Here is a 17,299-nt window from a genome sequence, read left to right as displayed (position 1 = left end):
ACTCGGCCATCCCCGTGGGCGGCGCCAACCGGGTCGACGCCTCCGGCAACGGCTCCGCGGTCATCAACCTCACTCCCACCATGTGGGGCACCAACCTGCTCCGGGTGCAGGCCGTGGACCGCGCGGGCAACCGCTCGCAGGAGAACACCTACAGCTTCTTCGCCCCGTCCGACCCGAACGCCAAGACCGTCCTCGGTGACATCACCAACGACGCGCAGGTGGACCTCGTCCTCCCGGACAACAACGGCAACCTGATGCTGTACCCGGCCGGTGTCGAGCCGAGCTTCGGCGGGCCGATGGCCTCCGACAAGGCCAACAGCCCGGGCGGCAAGGGCTGGGACAAGGCGCTGGTCACCCACCGCGGCGGAAACGGCATCCGGATCGACGACCTGATCGTCTACGCCGACTCCACCCTGTACTCCTACCGCAACTCGCTCTGGGCGAGCAGCCTGCAGTCCGAGGGCAACCTCTACTTCAGCAGCAGGAACGCCGTCCTCTCTCGGCGTCCGATGCTCTGCAGCACGATCGGCGTCCCCGGTGCCAGCTGCGTCGGCTACCACAAGACCGACTGGAGCCGGGTCAAGGGACTCCTGGCGATCGGTGACATCGACACCGTCGGCATCCCCGACCCGACCGCGGACAAGCGCCGCTACGACCTCCTCACCCAGGAGGACGACGGCGCCGGCCACGTCGGGCTCTGGCTCTTCCGCAGCTCCTCCGCGACCGGCGTCTACGCCTCGGGGACGCCGCTGAGCACCGCCGACTGGTCGAACCGCACGCTGATCGCCCCCGGCGACGCCACCGGCGACGGTCTGATCGACCTCTGGGTGAGGGAGAACGGCACCGGCAACATCTACCAGTACCCGAGCCGCAAGCTCCCCGACGGCAAGCCCGACATCACCGCGCTCGTCGACGACAGCACGCGGACGCTGATCGGTCACGCCTCGGCGGCGGACTTCCCCAAGCTGACCTCCTCCGGTGACGTCAGCGGCGACGGCGTCCCCGACCTGTGGACGCGCGACACCAGCGGGGTCCTCAACGTCTGGAGCGGCATCACCTCCACCGGCAAGGCCGACGCCCCGGTGACCGGCTTCCTCTCCGCGGCGGCGCTCGGCTACCCCGGCGGCACCATCAGCTTCCACGCCGGTGCCAACACCAACAAGTGCATGGACGCCAACGGCAGCGCGGACGGCAGCCGGCTCCAGCTGTACAACTGCTGGAACGGTGACAACCAGCACTTCACCTTCCGCACGGACGGCACCCTGCGCACTCTCGACAAGTGCGTGACCGCCGACAACACCTACAACGGCGCCTCCGTCAACCTGCGCACCTGCGTGCCGGACGCGCCCGGGCAGAAGTGGACGCTGCGTCAGGACAACACCCTGTACAACCCTGACTCCGGGCGCTGCATCGACGACATGACGGCCGGCGGCAGCGACGGCGTCCAGCTGTGGCTGTGGGACTGCCACTCCTACAGCAACCAGAAGTGGATCAGCACCGCCAACCGGCCGGTCAACCTCCACTCCGGTGCGAACAACAGCAAGTGCATGGATGCCAACGGCCCGGACGAGGGCTCGCAGATCCAGCTGTACGACTGCTGGAACGGCCTCAACCAGCGCTACGACCTGCGGACGGACAAGACCGTCCGGGTCTACGAGAAGTGCGTGACGGCCGACGGCGCCGCCAACGGGAGCCCGGTGACGGTGCGCAGCTGCACCGGCGCGGACAACCAGAAGTGGGAGCTCCGGGGCGACGGCACCCTGTACAACCCGGTCTCCAACCGCTGCGTCGACGACATGACCGCGGGCGGCCAGAACATGGTTCCGCTCTGGATGTGGAGCTGCCACTCCTTCGCGAACCAGCGCTGGACCACTGCCTGACCGATCACCCTCCGGCCCCGGTCCGAGTCCTCCCGCTTCGGCGGGAGGGTCTCGGGCCGGGGCCCTTCGCGTTCTGCGGCCGCCTCCCTCCGTCCCGGTCGAGCTTCCTCGATCGATCCTGTAACGTTCATTTTTGGGACGAGCGTTTTGAAAGCAATAGATCGGAGGGGGATCATGGGGCAACACGGAGGCGGCGCCGGCGGCCACGCGGTGCGGTCGGAGGCGGGCGACCGCGAGAAGCGCGGGCGGAGGGGGAAGCCGGAGAAGGACGGTACGGAGGGTGCGAAGGGTGCGGAGGGTACGGAGGCAGGCCGGGCCGCACCGGCCCGGCTGGCCGACGTCGACGCACTGCGCGGTTTCGCGCTGTTCGGCATCCTGACCGTCAACATCACCTACCTGGCGTCCGCCTACCACGGCACCGGCGTGGAGGAGCCCGGGTTCGGCTCGCCGCTCGACACCGGTGTCCGGCTGCTGGTGGCGCTGCTGTTCGAGGCCAAGTTCTTCCTGCTGTTCTCGTTCCTCTTCGGCTACAGCTTCACCCTCCAGCTCGACTCCGCCGAACGGCGCGGCGCCCGCTTCACCCCGCGCTTCCTGCGGCGGCTGGCCGGGCTGTTCGTGCTCGGGGTGCTGCACGCGGTGGTGCTGTTCCCGGGCGACATCCTCACCACCTACGCCGTGCTCGGGCTGATCCTGCTCGCCCTGCGCCGGCTCCGGCCGAGGACCGCGGTGCGGACGGCGGTCGTCCTGTTCACCGTCACCTCGGCCGCGTACCTGCTGCTCGCGGTGGCCCTGCGGGGCGCCGACGGGGGTGACCGGGCGGTGCTGGCGGCCGACGCGCAGCAGGCCACCGAGGCGCTGCGCGGCGGGTTCGGCTCGGTGGTCGGGGCCCACCTCGACCAGCTGCCGGACGTCCTCTTCCTGCTGGCCTTCTTCCAGGCCCCGGCCGCGCTCGCGGCCTTCCTGCTCGGGCTCGCCGCCGGCCGGCAGCGGGCGCTGGCCGAACCCGGCCGGCACGACCGGACGCTCCGTCGGCTCCAGGTCTGGGGGTTCCCGCTCGGGTTGCTCGGCGCTGCGGTGTACACCTACTCGGCCCTCCGGAACCCCGGTGCCTCCTTCCAGGTGTTCGCGCTCGGGGTGGACGTGATCACCGCGCCGCTGCTGGCCGCCGCCTACGCGGCGACCGTGCTGCGGATCGCCCGGGGCCGTCACGGCCGGCGGATGGTGGCGGTGCTCGCGCCGCCCGGCCGGATGACGTTGACCAACTACCTGACGCAGTCGCTGGTCTGCGTCCTCCTCTTCACCGGTGTCGGTGTCGGGCTGATCGGCCGGGTCCCGCCGCCGGGTGTCGCGCTGATCGGCGTCGCGCTGTTCGCGGCCCAGGCGGTGTTCTGCCGCTGGTGGCTGGCCCGCCACCCGTACGGGCCGGTGGAGTGGCTGCTGCGCGCGGTCACCACGCTCTCCCGGCCGCGCTGGCGCGGGTCGGCGGGCGCGGCGGACGCGGCGACAGTGGGCGCGGCGGGGGCCGTGACCGGGCCGACGGGGGGACCGGGAGCCGTCGGCTGAGGTCGAGCGCCCCCGCGCGGGGGCGCTCCGGCGTCCGCGACCCGCCCGGGCATCGAGGGCGTCCGCCGGGGTGACCGGCCGTCACGTCCCGCCGCCCGGCCGTCCGGTTCCGCCCGGACGGTCCGGGGGCGGGGCGCCCGTGCCGCCCGCGACCGGGTGGTTCCGATCATGAACGACTAAGCTGCCGCCCCGTCAAGCCCTCGCGAAGCCCTCGCGACGGGCGGTTCGGAACGAGGGCGGGAGCCAGAAGATGATGGGACCGGCGCATTCGCTGTCGGGGGCGGCGGCGTGGTTGGGCGCGGGAGCGATCGCGACGGGGCTCGGTGAGCCGATGCCGTGGCCCGTGCTCCTCGCGGGCACGCTGATCTGTGCGGGCGCCGCGCTGGCGCCGGACCTCGACCACAAGGCGGCGACCATATCCCGGGCGTTCGGCCCGGTGTCGCGGGTCCTCTGCGAGGTGATCGACAAGCTCTCGTACGCGGTCTACAAGTCGACCCGCAGCCGGCACGACCCGCGCCGCACCGGTGGCCACCGGACGCTGACCCACACCTGGCTCTGGGCGGTGCTCTGCGGGGCGGGCGCGTCCGCCGCCGCCGTCTACGGCGGCCGGTGGGGAGTGCTGGCGGTGCTCTTCGTGCACATGGTGCTGGCGATCGAGGGCCTGCTGTGGCGGCACGCCCGGGTCTCCAGCGACGTCCTGGTCTGGCTGCTGGGCGCGACCAGCGCGTGGATGCTGACGTACGTGCTCGACAAGCCGGGCAACGGCTCGCTCTGGCTGTTCGACCAGCCGGGGCAGGAGTACCTGTGGATCGGCCTGCCGATCACCCTCGGCGCGCTCGTGCACTGCCTGGGTGACGCGCTGACCGTGTCGGGCTGCCCGGTGCTCTGGCCGATACCGATAGGGCGCAAGCGCTGGTACCCGCTCGGGCCGCCGAAGGGGATGCGGTTCCGGGCCGGCAGCTGGGTGGAGCTCAAGGTGCTGATGCCGGTCTTCATGGGCGCGGGCGGTCTCTGCGCGGTCGGGGCGCTGGGTTACTTCAGCTGATCCCGCACGACCTGTGAGCCCCGGGCCGGGGGTGTCTCCGGCCCGGGGCTCCGTCGTGTCCGGTTCCCGGCCTGCCCTGCCCTGGGTACCCCCGTGGGGTATTGCTCATCGCGGGTCGAAAGCTTGCCCGAGATACCCCCTGGGGGTATAAAGGAACTGCGGGCGACACCGCCTTGGCCGATACCCCCCGGGTGTATCCACCGCGTCGCCGCCCGACCGCCGCCCGCCACCACGGCCGACGGTCACCACCCCGCTCGACGACCACGAGGAGCCCAGATGACCACCCAGGCCCCCGCCTCCACCGAGGTGGAACTCCTGATCGGCGGCATGACCTGTGCCTCGTGCGCCGCCAGGATCGAGAAGAAGCTCAACCGGATGGACGGCGTCACCGCCACCGTCAACTACGCCACCGAGAAGGCCAGGATCACCGTGGCGGGCGAGGACTCCGGCTCCGGTGCGGGTGCCGCGACCGGGGTCGCCGACCTGATCGCGACCGTCGAGGCCACCGGCTACACCGCCGCCTTGTCCCGGCCCGCCGCCGCGCCGCAGACCGCCGGGCCGATCACCGGACCCACCGCTTCGGTGGGGTCGGCGGACGACCTCGAACCGCTGCGGCAGCGCCTGATCACCGCGCTGGTGCTGGCCGTCCCGGTGATCGCGATGGCGATGGTCCCGGCCCTCCAGTTCGACAACTGGCAGTGGCTCTCGCTGACCCTCGCCGCCCCCGTCGTCACCTACGCCGCCTGGCCCTTCCACCGGGCCGCCTGGACGAACGCCCGCCACGGCGCCGCCACCATGGACACCCTGGTCTCGCTCGGCACCGGTGCCGCGTTCCTCTGGTCGCTCTGGGCCCTGTTCTTCGGGCACGCGGGGATGCCCGGGATGCGGCACGGCTTCGAGTTCACCGTCGCCCGCAGCGACGGCTCCTCGAACATCTACCTGGAGGCCGCCGCCGGGGTGACCGCGTTCATCCTGGCCGGCCGCTACTTCGAGGCGCGGTCCAAGCGCACCGCCGGAGCCGCGCTCAAGGCGCTGCTGGAGCTGGGGGCCAAGGACGTCACCGTGCTGCGCGACGGCGTCGAGGTCCGCGTCCCGACCGCCGAGCTGACGGCCGGCGAGCGCTTCGTGGTCCGCCCGGGCGAGAAGATCGCCACCGACGGGGTGGTGGTCGAGGGCGCCTCCGCCGTGGACGCCTCGATGCTGACCGGCGAGTCGGTTCCGGTCGAGGTCGCGGTGGGCGACACCGTCACCGGCGCCACCGTCAACGCGGGCGGCCGGCTGGTGGTCGAGGCCACCCGGGTCGGCGCCGACACCCAGCTCTCCCGGATGGCCCGGCTGGTCGAGGACGCGCAGAACGGCAAGGCCGCCGCCCAGCGGCTCGCCGACCGGATCTCCGCCGTCTTCGTCCCGATCGTGATCGTCCTGGCCCTGGCCACCTTCGGCTACTGGCTCGGCACCGGCGAGGGCTGGACCGCGGCCTTCACCGCCGCGGTCGCCGTGCTGATCATCGCCTGCCCGTGCGCCCTCGGCCTGGCCACCCCGACCGCGCTGATGGTCGGCACCGGACGCGGCGCCCAGCTCGGCATCCTGATCAAGGGCCCGGAGGTGCTCGAATCCACCCGCAGGGTCGACACGATCGTGCTGGACAAGACCGGCACCGTCACCACCGGCCGGATGACCCTGCTCGCCGTCCGCACCGCGGAGGGCGTCACCGAGACCGAGGTCCTGCGGCTGGCCGGTGCGCTGGAGCACGCCTCCGAGCACCCGATCGCCGCCGCCGTAGCCGCGGCCGCCGCGGAGAAGGTGGGCCCGCTGCCCGCCGTCGAAGGGTTCGAGAACATCCCGGGGCTCGGCGTGCAGGGCGTCGTCGACGGCCACGCCGTGGTGGCCGGCCGGGAGGCCCTCCTGGCCGACTGGGCGCAGTACCTTCCGGCGCCGCTCGCCGAGGCCAAGCGCGCCGCCGAGGCGGCCGGCCGGACCGCCGTCGCGGTCGGCTGGGACGGCGCGGCCCGGGCCGTCCTGGAGGTCGCCGACGCGGTGCGGCCGACCAGCGCCGAGGCCGTCGCGCACCTGCGGGCGCTCGGTCTGCGGCCCGTCCTGCTCACCGGGGACAACCGGGCCGTCGCGGAGGCCGTCGCCGCCGAGGTCGGCATCGCCGCCGAGGACGTGATCGCCGAGGTGCTCCCGCAGGACAAGGTGGCCGTCGTCCGGCGGCTCCAGGCCGAGGGACGGGTCGTCGCCATGGTCGGCGACGGGGTCAACGACGCCGCCGCGCTCGCCCGGGCCGACCTCGGCCTCGCCATGGGCACCGGCACCGACGCCGCCATCGAGGCCGCCGACCTGACGCTCGTCCGCGGCGACCTGCGCTCGGCCGCCGACGCGATCCGGCTCTCCCGCCGGACCCTGGCCACCATCAAGGGCAACCTGTTCTGGGCCTTCGGCTACAACGTGGCCGCGATCCCGCTGGCCGCCGCCGGCCTGCTCAACCCGATGATCGCGGGCGGGGCGATGGCCTTCTCCTCGGTCTTCGTGGTCGGCAACAGCCTGCGCCTGCGCACCTTCCGCTGAGCCGGGTCGCCGCCCGGCCGCCCGCGGCCCCGAACCGTCCGGTTCCGGGGCCGCGGGCGTTCACGACTGGACCGACGAGGGGACTCCGCCGAGGCGTTCCCGGAGGTGACGGGGCCGGTCGCATAGCCTGCGGCTGGCCGTCGCCCCGGCGGCGCGCGGCTTCGGGACGTGGACGGGAGTGCAGGGTGGCTTCGTCGGGTGCGGTCGGGTCGGGCGAGGGCGAAGGAGGGGGCGAAGGCGGGGGCGAGGGCCGGGCCCGCGGCCGTGGCGAGGCCGGCGGCGCGGGGCGCGCCGCGCGGCGGAGTGCCGGGACGCCGGGGGCGTCGGGGGCATCGGCCCGGCAGCGCTGCCGGGCCTGGCTGCTGGAGGGGCTCGCCGACCGGGCCAAGCAGCACCCGGGCCCGCACGCCCAGCTCCCGGTCGAGCAGGGCCGCCCCTGGTGGCGCGTGATGTGCCTGACCGGCCTCGACTACTTCTCCACCCTCGGCTACCAGCCGGGCATCGCGGCCCTCGCGGCCGGTCTGCTCTCCCCGGTGGCGACCGTGGTACTCGTCGCCGTCACCCTCTTCGGCGCGCTGCCGGTCTACCGCAGGGTGGCCCGGGAGAGCCCGCACGGCGAGGGCTCGATCGCGATGCTGGAGCGGCTGCTCTCGTTCTGGCAGGGCAAGCTCTTCGTGCTCGCCCTGCTCGGCTTCGCGGCCACCGACTTCATGATCACCATCACCCTGTCCGCGGCGGACGCCACCGCCCACATGGTCGAGAACCCGCACCTGGCCGACGCCCTCGCCGGGCGGCACGTCCTGGTCACCCTGATCCTGGTCGGCCTGCTCGGCGCCGTCTTCCTGAAGGGCTTCAGCGAGGCGATCGGGGTGGCCGTCGTCCTGGTCGGGATCTACCTCGCGCTCAACGTCGTCGTCGTGGTCACCGGCCTCTACCACGTCGTCGAGTCCCCGACCCTGGTGACGGACTGGACGGAGGCGCTCACCGCCGAGCACGGCAACGTGGTGGCGATGGTCGGCGTCGCCCTGATCACCTTCCCGAAGCTGGCGCTCGGCCTCTCCGGGTTCGAGACCGGCGTCGCCGTGATGCCGCACATCGAGGGCGACCCGGACGACACCGAGGAACGCCCCACCGGCCGGATCCGCGGTGCACGGAAGCTGCTCACCACCGCGGCGCTGATCATGAGCGTCTTCCTGATCACCACCAGCCTCATCACCACCCTGCTGATCCCGAAGGAGGCGTTCGAGCCCGGCGGGGAGGCCAACGGCCGCGCGCTCGCCTACCTGGCGCACGAGTACCTCGGCAACGCCTTCGGCACCGTCTACGACCTCTCCACCATCGCCATCCTGTGGTTCGCCGGCGCCTCCGCGATGGCGGGCATGCTCAACCTGCTGCCGCGCTACCTGCCCCGGTACGGCATGGCCCCGCACTGGGCCCGCGCCGTCCGCCCGATGGTGATCGTGCTGACCCTGATCGCCTTCCTGGTCACCTGGATCTTCGACGCCAGCGTGGACGCCCAGGGCGGCGCGTACGCGACCGGCGTACTGGTGCTGATCAGCTCGGCGGCCATCGCCGTCACCATCGCCGCCCACGCCGCCCGCGAGCGGGGCCGGACCGCCTGCTTCGCGGTGATCGCGGCGGTCTTCGTCTACACCACGGCGCTCAACATCGCCGAGCGGCCCGACGGCGTGAAGATCGGAGCCTGCTTCATCGCCGCGATCGTGCTGGTCTCGCTGCTCTCCCGGCTCAAGCGCGCGTTCGAGCTGCGGGTCACCGACGTCGTGCTCGACGAGGCCGCCGAGCGCTTCGTCCGCGACTACACCCACCGGCCGCTGCGGCTGATCGCCAACGAGCCCCACCGCCGGGACCTCGCGGAGTACCAGGAGAAGAAGCGGCAGATCCGGACGGACAACGACATCCCCGCCGAGGACGACCTGGTCTTCGTCGAGGTGACGGTCCGTGACCCGTCCGAGTTCGAGTCGGTGCTGACCGTCCACGGCGAGGTGCTGCACGACCGCTACCGGGTGCTCAGGCTGGAGAGTTCCAGCGTGCCCAACGCGCTGGCCGCGCTGCTGCTCACCGCCCGGGACCGGACCGGGCAGCAGCCGCACATCTACTTCGAGTGGACCGAGGGCAACCCGTTCGCGCAGTTCCTGCGGTTCTTCCTGTTCGGACAGGGCGAGGTCGCGCCGGTCACCCGCGAGGTGCTGCGCGAGGCCGAGCCCGACCGCTCGCGCCGGCCCCGTGTCCACGTGGGCTGAGACGCACGCGGGCCGGGAACCCGGGCGCCGCCGGGACCCGGCACCCGGCACCCGGCACCCGGCACCCGGTTCGCGAGGGGGCGAGGGGGCGAGGGTGCGCGGGCCTTGTGCCGACGGGTTGTCAGGTGCATAGCATGGCGGATCACCGGCCCTCCCCCTCAGAGGAGCAACTCCCGTGCGCAACCGAAGGTTCGGCTCGATCGTCCTGACCGGCGCCCTGGCCCTCGCGGCCCTCGGGGCGGTCCCGGCCGCAAGCTCCGCCGCCGAGCCGGGCAGCGGCCCGCGCCACCGGGTCGAGGTCTTCGGCGAGGACGGCCCCACCGGCCACGCGACCGTGCCCGGCGCCTCCCCGTACCTCGCCGGCGCCCGGCCGGGCATCGCACCCGCCGCCGGGGACGGCGAGGTCACCCCGATCCTCCGCAGCGGCGCGACCGCCGACAAGCTCGACGTCGTCGTCATCGGTGACGGCTACACCGCCGCCGAGCAGGAGAAGTTCCGCGCCGACGCCGTCGCCAAGTGGCAGGAGACGAGCGCCGTCGAGCCGTACGCCACCTATCGCGGCCTCTTCAACGTCTGGGCCGTCTCCACCGTCTCCACCGACTCCGGCATCACCGGGGACCCGGACCGCGCCACCGTCCGCAACACCGCGCTGGGCTCCTACTTCTGGTGCGAGGACATCGAACGGCTGCTCTGCGTCGACACCGGGGCGGTCGAGAGGTACGCCGCCAAGGCGCCCCGGGCCGACCTCGTCCTCGTCGTCGCCAACACCGCCAAGTACGGCGGCGCCGGCTACAACGTGGCGTCCCCGCTCGGCTACGACGGCATCGCCACCGTCGCCGGGAGCAACGCCAGGTCCGGGCAGATCGCCGTGCACGAGACCGGCCACTCGCTGGGCAAGCTCGCCGACGAGTACTTCTACGAAGGCACCGACACCTACCCGGCCGAGGAGGGGGAGCCGGGTGAGCCCAACATCAGCACCCTGCCCGCCGACCGGCTGGCCCGCGAACACGCCAAGTGGTACCGCTGGCTCGGCCGGACCTCGCCGGACGGGGGCGTCGTCGGCGCGTACGAGGGCGGCGGGTACTACCCCAGGGGGCTCTACCGGCCGACGGAGAACTCGATCATGAGGTCGCTCGGCCGCGAGTTCAACCTGCCGGGCCGCGAGGCGATGATCGCCGGCTTCTACCGGCACGCCGTCCCGCTCACCAGCCCCACTCCCGCCGGCACCCCGCTCACCAGGGCCGACCGGCTCACCGTCGACCTCCCGGTCACGGGCACCACGGTCCGGTGGTCCCTGGACGGCCGCGAACTCCGGCAGCTGCGGGGCCGCACCGCCGTCGACCTCGTCACCGTGCCGCTCCCCGGCCCGCGCGGCCGGGTCCACACCCTCACCGCCACCGCCACCGACCCGACGCCCGCCGTCCTGGACCCCGCCCTGCGGGTCCGCCTCACCGCCGCCCTCTCCTGGCCGGTGACCCGCTGACGCCCTGACACGGGAAGACCCGTGCGCCCGTGCGCGGGAAGTCGGCCGGTCCGACTTCCCGCGCACACAGGTACGGACGCACGGGGGACGCACGCGCGGACGCGCCGACGGGCCCGGGCGGCGTGCGGGCAGCCCGTCAGACTGCCGCGATCACGCACTCGTCGATGGCGGTGACGGTGGTGAAGCCCAGGCGCCCGTAGAGCGAGACGGCGGTCGGGTGGTCGGCCCGGACGTTGAGGCCGATGTGGTCGGTGGTCGGCGACAGCACCTCGCAGAGGCGGGTGGTGCAGGCGGCGGCGAGCCCCCGGCCGCGGAACTCCGGGTGGGTGGTGACGTTGCCGATCACCGCGACCCGGTGGGCGGGGGAGTGGACGTGCACGCCGGCGGCCGCGACGAGCCGGCCGTCGGCGTCCCGGACCCCGACGTAGGGGCCGGTCGTCAACATCCGCTCGTCGAACCAGTTGCCGGGGTAGCCGGCGGCGAAGAGGGCGAGCAGGTCCGCCAGGTCCGGAGCGCCGAGCGGGCCGACCTGCCACGAACCGGCACCGGTGCCCAGGGCGGTGCGGTCGGTGAGCGCCATCCGCAGCATCGCCGTCCGGTGCTCGACGCGGTACCCGGGCGCGAGCGCCTCCGCGCCGCCGCCGGTGAGGTGGGCGAGGAACCGGTCCGGCAGCACCGGGCCCATCGCGCGCAGCAGCTCGGTGAGGTGCCCGTGCCGCTCGGGCCGGGTGAGGCCGAGCAGGGTGGGCAACTCGCCCACTCCGTACAGCAGCGCGACCGGGCCGTCCCCCGTGCCCTCGTCCGAGCCGTCGTCCGAGCCGTCCGCGAGGGTGTACCAGGTGGTGTGCGGCCAGAACGGGTCGTCGAGGTCGCCGAGTTCGAAGAGGTGCAGCTCCGGGTCGTGGCGGAACCGGTCGGCGAGCGCCTCGCGGTCGTGCAGGCGGGTCAGCGGGGGCGGCATCGTGGGCATCCGCCGAGCCTACGCGCCCGGCCCCGCGCGCCGCCCGGCCGGGCCGACGGGAGAGCGACGGGACCAGGGGGCGCGGGCGAGGGGGAAGCGGAACGAAGCGGTGTGCGGCCGTCAGACGGACGACGGGACCGAGCCGACCGGCCCCAGCAGCACCCGCAGCCTCCCGGGCGGCAGACCGGCGGTGCGACCGACGACCCGGGTCAGGTGCGCCTGGTCGGCGAAGCCGAGCTCCTGGGCGAGCACGGCCAGCCGTGTCTCGCCCTCGGTCAGCCGTTCCAGGGCCAGGGTGACCCGCAGCCGGTTGCGGTAGCGGGCGAGGCCCTCGCCGGTGGAGGCCCGGAAGATCCGGCTGAGGTGGTGCGGGGAGCAGCCGACCTCCCGCCCGAGCTGTTCCAGGCCCAGTCCGAGATCGGCCGCCAGCGCGGCGCGCGCGGCGTCCACCACCCGGCGCCGGTCCGCGTCCCGGCCGGGCCGACCGCTCGCCACCCGCGCCGGGGCCAGCGTGGTCAGCACCTCGGCGGCCAACGCGACGGCGCGCTCGGCGAGTTCGAAGGAGTCGGCGCCGTCGCGCGCCCGGGCGGTGAGCAGCCGCTGCGCGAGTGCCGTCCGGGGAGTGGTGAACACCAGCCCCTCCGGCACCTCGGGGTCGCCGCCCAGCAGTGCCGCCACCTGCGGCTCGGACAACACCAGCTCGGTGTAGGCGTCGCCACCGCACGGGTGCGCGAACTGCTGCTCGCTGCCCATCCGCTCGACGTAGACGGTGGTCGGGTCGAGCAGCTGCTCGACGCCGTCGATCCGGCCCCGGAACAGCCCCCGGCGCACCATCACCAGGCCGAACACGGTGGCCGGTCGCAGCTCCGTCCAGCCGTGCGGGGGGTCCTGGCAGCGGACGTCCGCGACGTACAGGTCGTCGCCGTTCAGCAGGCAGGTGCGGTCGACCGGCATGCGCGCACCCTACTCGCGCGGGCGGCGGCTGTCGCCGGTTGCGCGGGCACGGACGGATCGCGCAAGAAACGACAAGCCGCGGGGCGGCTCGCGGCGGGAGCCTTGGTCCTGCCGGCGCCCCGGACGGGGGTCAGGGCGCCGGCCCACCTGCCCCCGCGTGGACCCCGTCCCTCCCGCGCCACCGGCCCGTCCGACCAGAGCCCCGAGGAGCACCGGTGAACGATCCGTCCGACCACCCCGCCCGCCGTCAGGTCCTGCGCGGCGCCTTCGCCGCCGCTGGCACCGCCGCCCTCTGGTCGCTCGCCGGCCCGCCCGCGTCCGCCGTCGAGCCGTCCGGTGCGGGGCCGTCCGGGGTCGAGCCGTCCGGGGCGGGGCCGTTCGCCGAGGGGACCTCGGCGGTGGCGTCCTCCGCCGGGGGCGGCGCAGCCGTGCGGCGGCTCGGCCGGTACGAGGTGCTGGCCCTGCTGGACGCGCACGGCTCGTTCCCCGGCACCCGGCAGGCCGTCTTCCCGGCCGCCTCCCCGGCCGACTGGGAGCGGGCCCGCGACCTCGACCCGGCGGCCTTCGGCCCGGGCGACACCTGGGAGCTGGACTTCCGCTGCTTCGCCGTCCGCCGGCCCGGAGGCCGGGTCACCCTGGTCGACACCGGCGTCGGGCCGGTCGGCAGCCCGGCGTCGGCCTGGGCGCCCGTTCCCGGCCGGCTGCCCCGGGTGCTGGCCGCCGCCGGGATCGAGCCGGCGGACGTCGAGGCCGTGGTCCTGACCCACCTGCACGAGGACCACTTCGGCTGGTCGGTCCTGCCCGACGGCGTGCCGGTCTTCCCGAACGCCCGGTACGTGGTGCAGCGCGCCGAGATCGCGGCCCTCGCCCCGACCCGTACGGCGATGACGTACGTCGTGGAGCCGCTGCGCCGGGCCGGACTGCTGCACGAGGCGGACGGTCGGACGGTGCTCGCGGGTGCCGGTGGGCGCGGGCCCGGCGGAGCCGTCACCCTGCTGCCCACGCCCGGGCACACCCCGGGGCACCAGTCGGTGCTGGTCGAGGGCGGTGGCCGGCGGCTGCTGGTTACCGGGGACGTCCTGGTCCACGCGGTGCAGCTGGCCGCCCCGGAGGTCGGCTACGCCTTCGAGGCGGATCCCGCGACGGCCCGCCGCACCCGTGAGCGGCTCCTGGACGACGCCCGCCGTACCGGGGCCGTCCTGGCCACCGCGCACCTCAACCGCCCGTTCGTCCGCCCGCGGGTTGACGGGCGGACCTCCCCTGCCTAATCTCTTCCTCAAGGAAGATAAATCCTTGAAGAAGTAGCTTCTTCTGGGAAGTTTCTATGGGGGGCGCCTGTGAACGTCGATCCTGCTGACCGCACCGACCGCACCGAGCTCGCCGAGGTCCGCGCCGTGCTGGAGCGCGCCCGGGACGCATGGGACCGCGCCGACGGTACGGCGTACGGCGAGCTGTTCACCTCCGACGCGACCGACGTCACCTACCTCGGCACCGTCTACCGCGGCGGCGCGGAGATCGGGCGCGCCCACCAGGAGCTCTTCGAGACCTTCCTCAAGGGCACCAGGCTGGCGTTGGAGATCACCGAGGTCCGCTTCTACGGGCCGGACGTCGCCGTGGTGGTCACCGTCGGCGACACCTACAAGGGCCGCCCGGGCCGGCTGGGCAAGGTCGCCACCTACACGCTGGTCCGCGCGTGGGCGAGCGGTGAGGCGGTCTGGCGGATCGCCGCCGTCCAGAAGACCGGGCACCGGCGGCTGATGGAGGCCGTCTCCTTCGCCGCCCGCCCGGCCACTCGTCCGGCCACTCGTCCGGCCGCCCCGAGGGCCGCGGCCTGACGGCGGCGCGAGCGCTCCGGCGTCCGCAGAGGCGCCGCGCGCCCTTCGGCGAGGGCCGCAACGGGAGCGGCCGGCGTCCCCGGGTGAGGGGGCGCCGGCCGGCCGGCTGCGGGGCGTCAGAGCGGCAGGATCAGTTGCTGCCCGGGCCGGATCAGGTCGGGGTCGTCGCCGAGTGCGGTGCGGTTCCGCTCGTACAGGGCCGGCCAGCCGCCGGGCAGTCGGAGCAGGTCGGCGATGGTGTCGAGGGTGTCGTCGTCGCGCACCGTCCAGGTGGCGGGACGGTCGGCGGGGGGCGGCGCGGCGGGACCGGAGGCGGCGCCCGTCCCGGCGTCGGTGGAGTCGGCCGGGTCTGCGGCGTCGACGGAGGACGCCGCGCCGGCGGAGGCGGTGGTGTCGGCCGGGGCGGCGTCGGCGGACTCCGACGGGGCGGGGGCGGTCCCGGGTCGGGCGGTGACGGGCGGGCGCTCTCCGGTCCGGCCGGCGCGGGCCCCGCAGACCGGCCACGGGGCGAGGCCGCGCTTCCCGGCGAGGTGGTGGGCCACGGCGATCTGTTCCTCGCGGGTGGCCAGGTCGGCGCGGGGGGCGTAGGCGAGGCCGCCGTTCTCCCGCCAGGTGGGCTGGTCGAACTGGAGGCCGCCGAAGTAGCCGTTGCCGGTGTTGACGTGCCAGTTCCCGCTGCTCTCGCAGGCCGCCACCCGGTCCCAGTCGATCCCGGCCCCCCGGTTCGCACTCGTTGCGCCTCCCGGGCCCGGTGGCGCGGCGTGCGCGGCCGGGGCGGCGAGGACGGCGGCCAGGGTGCAGACGGCGGTGGGGAGCAGGCGGCGCAGCTGCGCGGTGGGGGGCATCGGCGGCTCTCAGGTCCGGGGACAGGGGCGCACGCCGCTGGAGAGCGGCGCGTTCCCACCGACGCACGCCGGGGTCGCCGTGCCGCCGCCGACACGTCGGGCGGGTCACCCGCTCGGCCCCGTGCTGCCACCCGGCCGGCGGTCCGCCCGCCCGCCCCGCTCGGGCCGCCGGGGCCGTTCTCGTCGGTCGGGGTGGTGCGACGGCGTACGGCGGGTCGGCCGTGTGCGACCTGCGGGTGCTCGGGGCCCTCCCGGCGGAGCCGGTTCCGGACGTGCGACGGCCCTCCGGCGCGAACGCCGGAGGGCCGGGGGGACGGCGGGTGCCGAACCGGTGCCGGTCGGCCGGCCGGAGCCGGGCGACCGACGAGGTCGAACGAACGGACAGGGCCGAACGGGCGATGGACTCGAACGAACGGACAGGGCCGAACGAGCGACGGGAAGGAGCGGAGTGCCGCCGGTCAGCGGGCCTGGCCGCGCTGGGCCGCCGCCTCGGCCTTCTGCCGCTGCTTCTCCTCCTTCTCGTGCTTCTCCTTGACCCGCACGGTCTCACGGCGCACCTCGGCCTGGATGGTGCGCTCACGCTGCAGCCAGTCCGGGTTCTCCTCGCGCAGAGCGTCGATCTGCTCCGAGGTGATGGCCTCGGTGACGCCGCCGCGGGCCAGGCCCGCGACCGAGACGCCGAGCCGGTTGGCCACCACGGACCGCGGGTGCGGGCCGTTGCGGCGCAGGTCCTGGAGCCACTGGGGCGGCTCGGACTGGAGGGCGGTGAGCTCCTCGCGGGAGATCACGCCCGACTGGAAGTCGGCAGGGGTGGCGCCGAGGTAGACCCCGAGCTTCTTCGCCGCCGTCGCCGGCTTCATGGTCTGCGTGGTCTTCTGCTTGAGCGATGTCATGGTCACCAGGGTAAGCGAGCGGACGGCACCCCCTGCCACGGTCGGTAGCCTTACCCGGGTGACAGAGATGCAGGTGACACCTTCGTTCCGGCTGGCGTACGTCCCGGGCGTGACGCCCGGCAAGTGGGCGCGCGTCTGGGCGGACCGGCTGCCGGACGTCCCGCTCGGCCTGGTCGCGGTGGAGGCGGCCGAGGCCGAGCCGACGCTCCGGGCCGGGGGAGCGGACGCCGGCCTGGTGAGACTGCCGGTCGACCGGACCGGCCTCAGCGCCATCCCGCTGTACACCGAGGTGACGGTCGTGGTGTTCCCCAAGGACCACTGGCTGGCGGCGGCGGAGGAGGTGGGCCTCGGCGACCTGGCCGACGAGGTGGTCTTCCACCCGCTGGACGACACCCTCGCATGGGACGCGCTGCCCGGGCGGGCGGCCGTCGAGCGGCCCGCGAGCACGGCCGACGCGATCGAGCTGGTGGCGGCCGGGGTGGGCGTGCTGCTCGTCCCGCAGTCGCTGGCCCGGCTGCACCACCGCCGGGACCTCACCTTCCGGCCGGTGCCGGACGCGGCCCAGTCCCAGGTGGCGCTGTCGTGGCCGGAGGAGCAGACCACCGATCTGGTGGAGGAGTTCATCGGGATCGTCCGGGGCCGGACGGTCAACAGCTCGCGCGGCCGGGGCCAGACCGCTCCGGCCGCCGCCGCGCCGGCGAAGCAGTCGCCCGCCGGCGGGAAGTCCGGCGCGGGCAGGTCCGGCGGGGGCAAGGCGGGCGCGGGGCGTACCGGTGCCGGTGCCAGGACGGCCGGGAACCGGGCCGCCGGCGGGCGTCCGCGCGGCTCGGGTTCGGGCTCCGGCGGCAGCTCCGGGGCGGCCCGGCGAGGCCGCCCGAAGCGCAAGGGCTGACGCGCCGGACCGGAGCGCGAGAGGCATGGGGGCCGAACCGCCGTGGCGGGGGCGCCCGGGCCGGGCCCCCCCCCCCCGCCCCCCGCCCCCCCCCCCCCCCGCCCCCCCCCCCGCCCCCC

At 74.6% G+C, this 17,299-nt stretch carries 13 protein-coding genes; 9 read left to right on the top strand and 4 right to left on the bottom strand.

Annotation, left to right across the window (positions count from 1 at the left end; translation table 11 throughout):
- The 6 genes from ABZY91_RS37630 to ABZY91_RS37605 form a co-directional block, all read left to right on the top strand.
- Positions 1-1,880 (top strand): RICIN domain-containing protein (locus tag ABZY91_RS37630; RefSeq protein WP_355408208.1); only part of this gene is annotated, 1,880 nt, incomplete at its 5' end.
- 174 nt (positions 1,881-2,054) lie between these two features.
- On the top strand, positions 2,055-3,443 hold the full coding sequence (locus tag ABZY91_RS37625; RefSeq protein WP_355408206.1) for a DUF418 domain-containing protein: 1,389 nt from the start codon (positions 2,055-2,057) through the stop codon (positions 3,441-3,443).
- Positions 3,444-3,693: 250 nt separating this feature from the next.
- Entirely contained in the window at positions 3,694-4,488 is a 795-nt protein-coding gene (locus ABZY91_RS37620; RefSeq protein WP_329874856.1) for a metal-dependent hydrolase, read from the top strand.
- 276 nt (positions 4,489-4,764) lie between these two features.
- Positions 4,765-7,056 (top strand): heavy metal translocating P-type ATPase, encoded by a 2,292-nt coding sequence (locus ABZY91_RS37615; RefSeq protein ID WP_355408204.1) that lies wholly within the window; start codon positions 4,765-4,767, stop codon positions 7,054-7,056.
- A gap of 359 nt (positions 7,057-7,415) precedes the next feature.
- On the top strand, positions 7,416-9,317 hold the full coding sequence (locus ABZY91_RS37610; RefSeq protein WP_355408212.1) for an amino acid transporter: 1,902 nt from the start codon (positions 7,416-7,418) through the stop codon (positions 9,315-9,317).
- A gap of 175 nt (positions 9,318-9,492) precedes the next feature.
- Positions 9,493-10,800 carry a M64 family metallopeptidase gene (locus ABZY91_RS37605; RefSeq protein WP_355408202.1) on the top strand — a complete coding sequence of 436 codons (1,308 nt, stop codon included), beginning with the start codon at positions 9,493-9,495 and terminating at the stop codon, positions 10,798-10,800.
- Between the two features lie 136 nt (positions 10,801-10,936).
- Here the strand turns inward: ABZY91_RS37605 and ABZY91_RS37600 are convergent, their stop codons facing one another.
- Complete coding sequence (locus tag ABZY91_RS37600; RefSeq protein WP_355408200.1) at positions 10,937-11,770, bottom strand: GNAT family N-acetyltransferase; 834 nt, start codon at positions 11,768-11,770, stop codon at positions 10,937-10,939.
- 111 nt (positions 11,771-11,881) lie between these two features.
- Positions 11,882-12,715 (bottom strand): helix-turn-helix transcriptional regulator, encoded by an 834-nt coding sequence (locus tag ABZY91_RS37595; RefSeq protein WP_355408198.1) that lies wholly within the window; start codon positions 12,713-12,715, stop codon positions 11,882-11,884.
- Between the two features lie 215 nt (positions 12,716-12,930).
- Between ABZY91_RS37595 and ABZY91_RS37590 the strand changes: the two genes are divergently transcribed.
- Both ABZY91_RS37590 and ABZY91_RS37585 read left to right on the top strand, forming a co-directional pair.
- On the top strand, positions 12,931-13,983 hold the full coding sequence (locus tag ABZY91_RS37590; RefSeq protein WP_355408196.1) for an MBL fold metallo-hydrolase: 1,053 nt from the start codon (positions 12,931-12,933) through the stop codon (positions 13,981-13,983).
- A 69-nt stretch (positions 13,984-14,052) separates the two neighbouring features.
- Positions 14,053-14,550 (top strand): SgcJ/EcaC family oxidoreductase, encoded by a 498-nt coding sequence (locus ABZY91_RS37585; protein WP_355408194.1) that lies wholly within the window; start codon positions 14,053-14,055, stop codon positions 14,548-14,550.
- Positions 14,551-14,666: 116 nt separating this feature from the next.
- Here the strand turns inward: ABZY91_RS37585 and ABZY91_RS37580 are convergent, their stop codons facing one another.
- Positions 14,667-15,395 (bottom strand): transglycosylase family protein, encoded by a 729-nt coding sequence (locus tag ABZY91_RS37580; RefSeq protein WP_355408192.1) that lies wholly within the window; start codon positions 15,393-15,395, stop codon positions 14,667-14,669.
- A gap of 458 nt (positions 15,396-15,853) precedes the next feature.
- A complete protein-coding gene (locus ABZY91_RS37575) occupies positions 15,854-16,288 on the bottom strand; it encodes a DUF5997 family protein (RefSeq protein WP_329876817.1) in 435 nt (144 codons plus the stop codon).
- Positions 16,289-16,355: 67 nt separating this feature from the next.
- On the opposite strand from ABZY91_RS37575, the gene ABZY91_RS37570 reads away from it, so the two are divergent.
- On the top strand, positions 16,356-17,180 hold the full coding sequence (locus ABZY91_RS37570) for a LysR family substrate-binding domain-containing protein (protein ID WP_355408210.1): 825 nt from the start codon (positions 16,356-16,358) through the stop codon (positions 17,178-17,180).
- Positions 17,181-17,299 lie beyond the last annotated feature (119 nt).

The organism is Kitasatospora sp. NPDC002965, assembly GCF_040611255.1.
In the GTDB taxonomy this organism is placed as follows: Bacteria; Actinomycetota; Actinomycetes; order Streptomycetales; family Streptomycetaceae; genus Kitasatospora.
The sequence above is the reverse complement of the archived record's forward strand: the minus strand, read 5'-3'. Positions and strand labels throughout refer to the sequence as shown.

Bases quoted from the DNA above. Each gene is read 5' to 3' on its own strand.
- ABZY91_RS37620 (WP_329874856.1), top strand. From the start codon at position 3,694: ATGATGGGACCGGCGCATTCGCTGTCGGGGGCGGCGGCGTGGTTGGGC.
- ABZY91_RS37575 (WP_329876817.1), bottom strand. From the start codon at position 16,288: ATGACATCGCTCAAGCAGAAGACCACGCAGACCATGAAGCCGGCGACG.
- ABZY91_RS37615 (WP_355408204.1), top strand. From the start codon at position 4,765: ATGACCACCCAGGCCCCCGCCTCCACCGAGGTGGAACTCCTGATCGGC.
- ABZY91_RS37570 (WP_355408210.1), top strand. From the start codon at position 16,356: ATGCAGGTGACACCTTCGTTCCGGCTGGCGTACGTCCCGGGCGTGACG.
- ABZY91_RS37580 (WP_355408192.1), bottom strand. From the start codon at position 15,395: ATGCCCCCCACCGCGCAGCTGCGCCGCCTGCTCCCCACCGCCGTCTGC.
- ABZY91_RS37600 (WP_355408200.1), bottom strand. From the start codon at position 11,770: ATGCCCACGATGCCGCCCCCGCTGACCCGCCTGCACGACCGCGAGGCG.
- ABZY91_RS37625 (WP_355408206.1), top strand. From the start codon at position 2,055: ATGGGGCAACACGGAGGCGGCGCCGGCGGCCACGCGGTGCGGTCGGAG.
- ABZY91_RS37595 (WP_355408198.1), bottom strand. From the start codon at position 12,715: ATGCCGGTCGACCGCACCTGCCTGCTGAACGGCGACGACCTGTACGTC.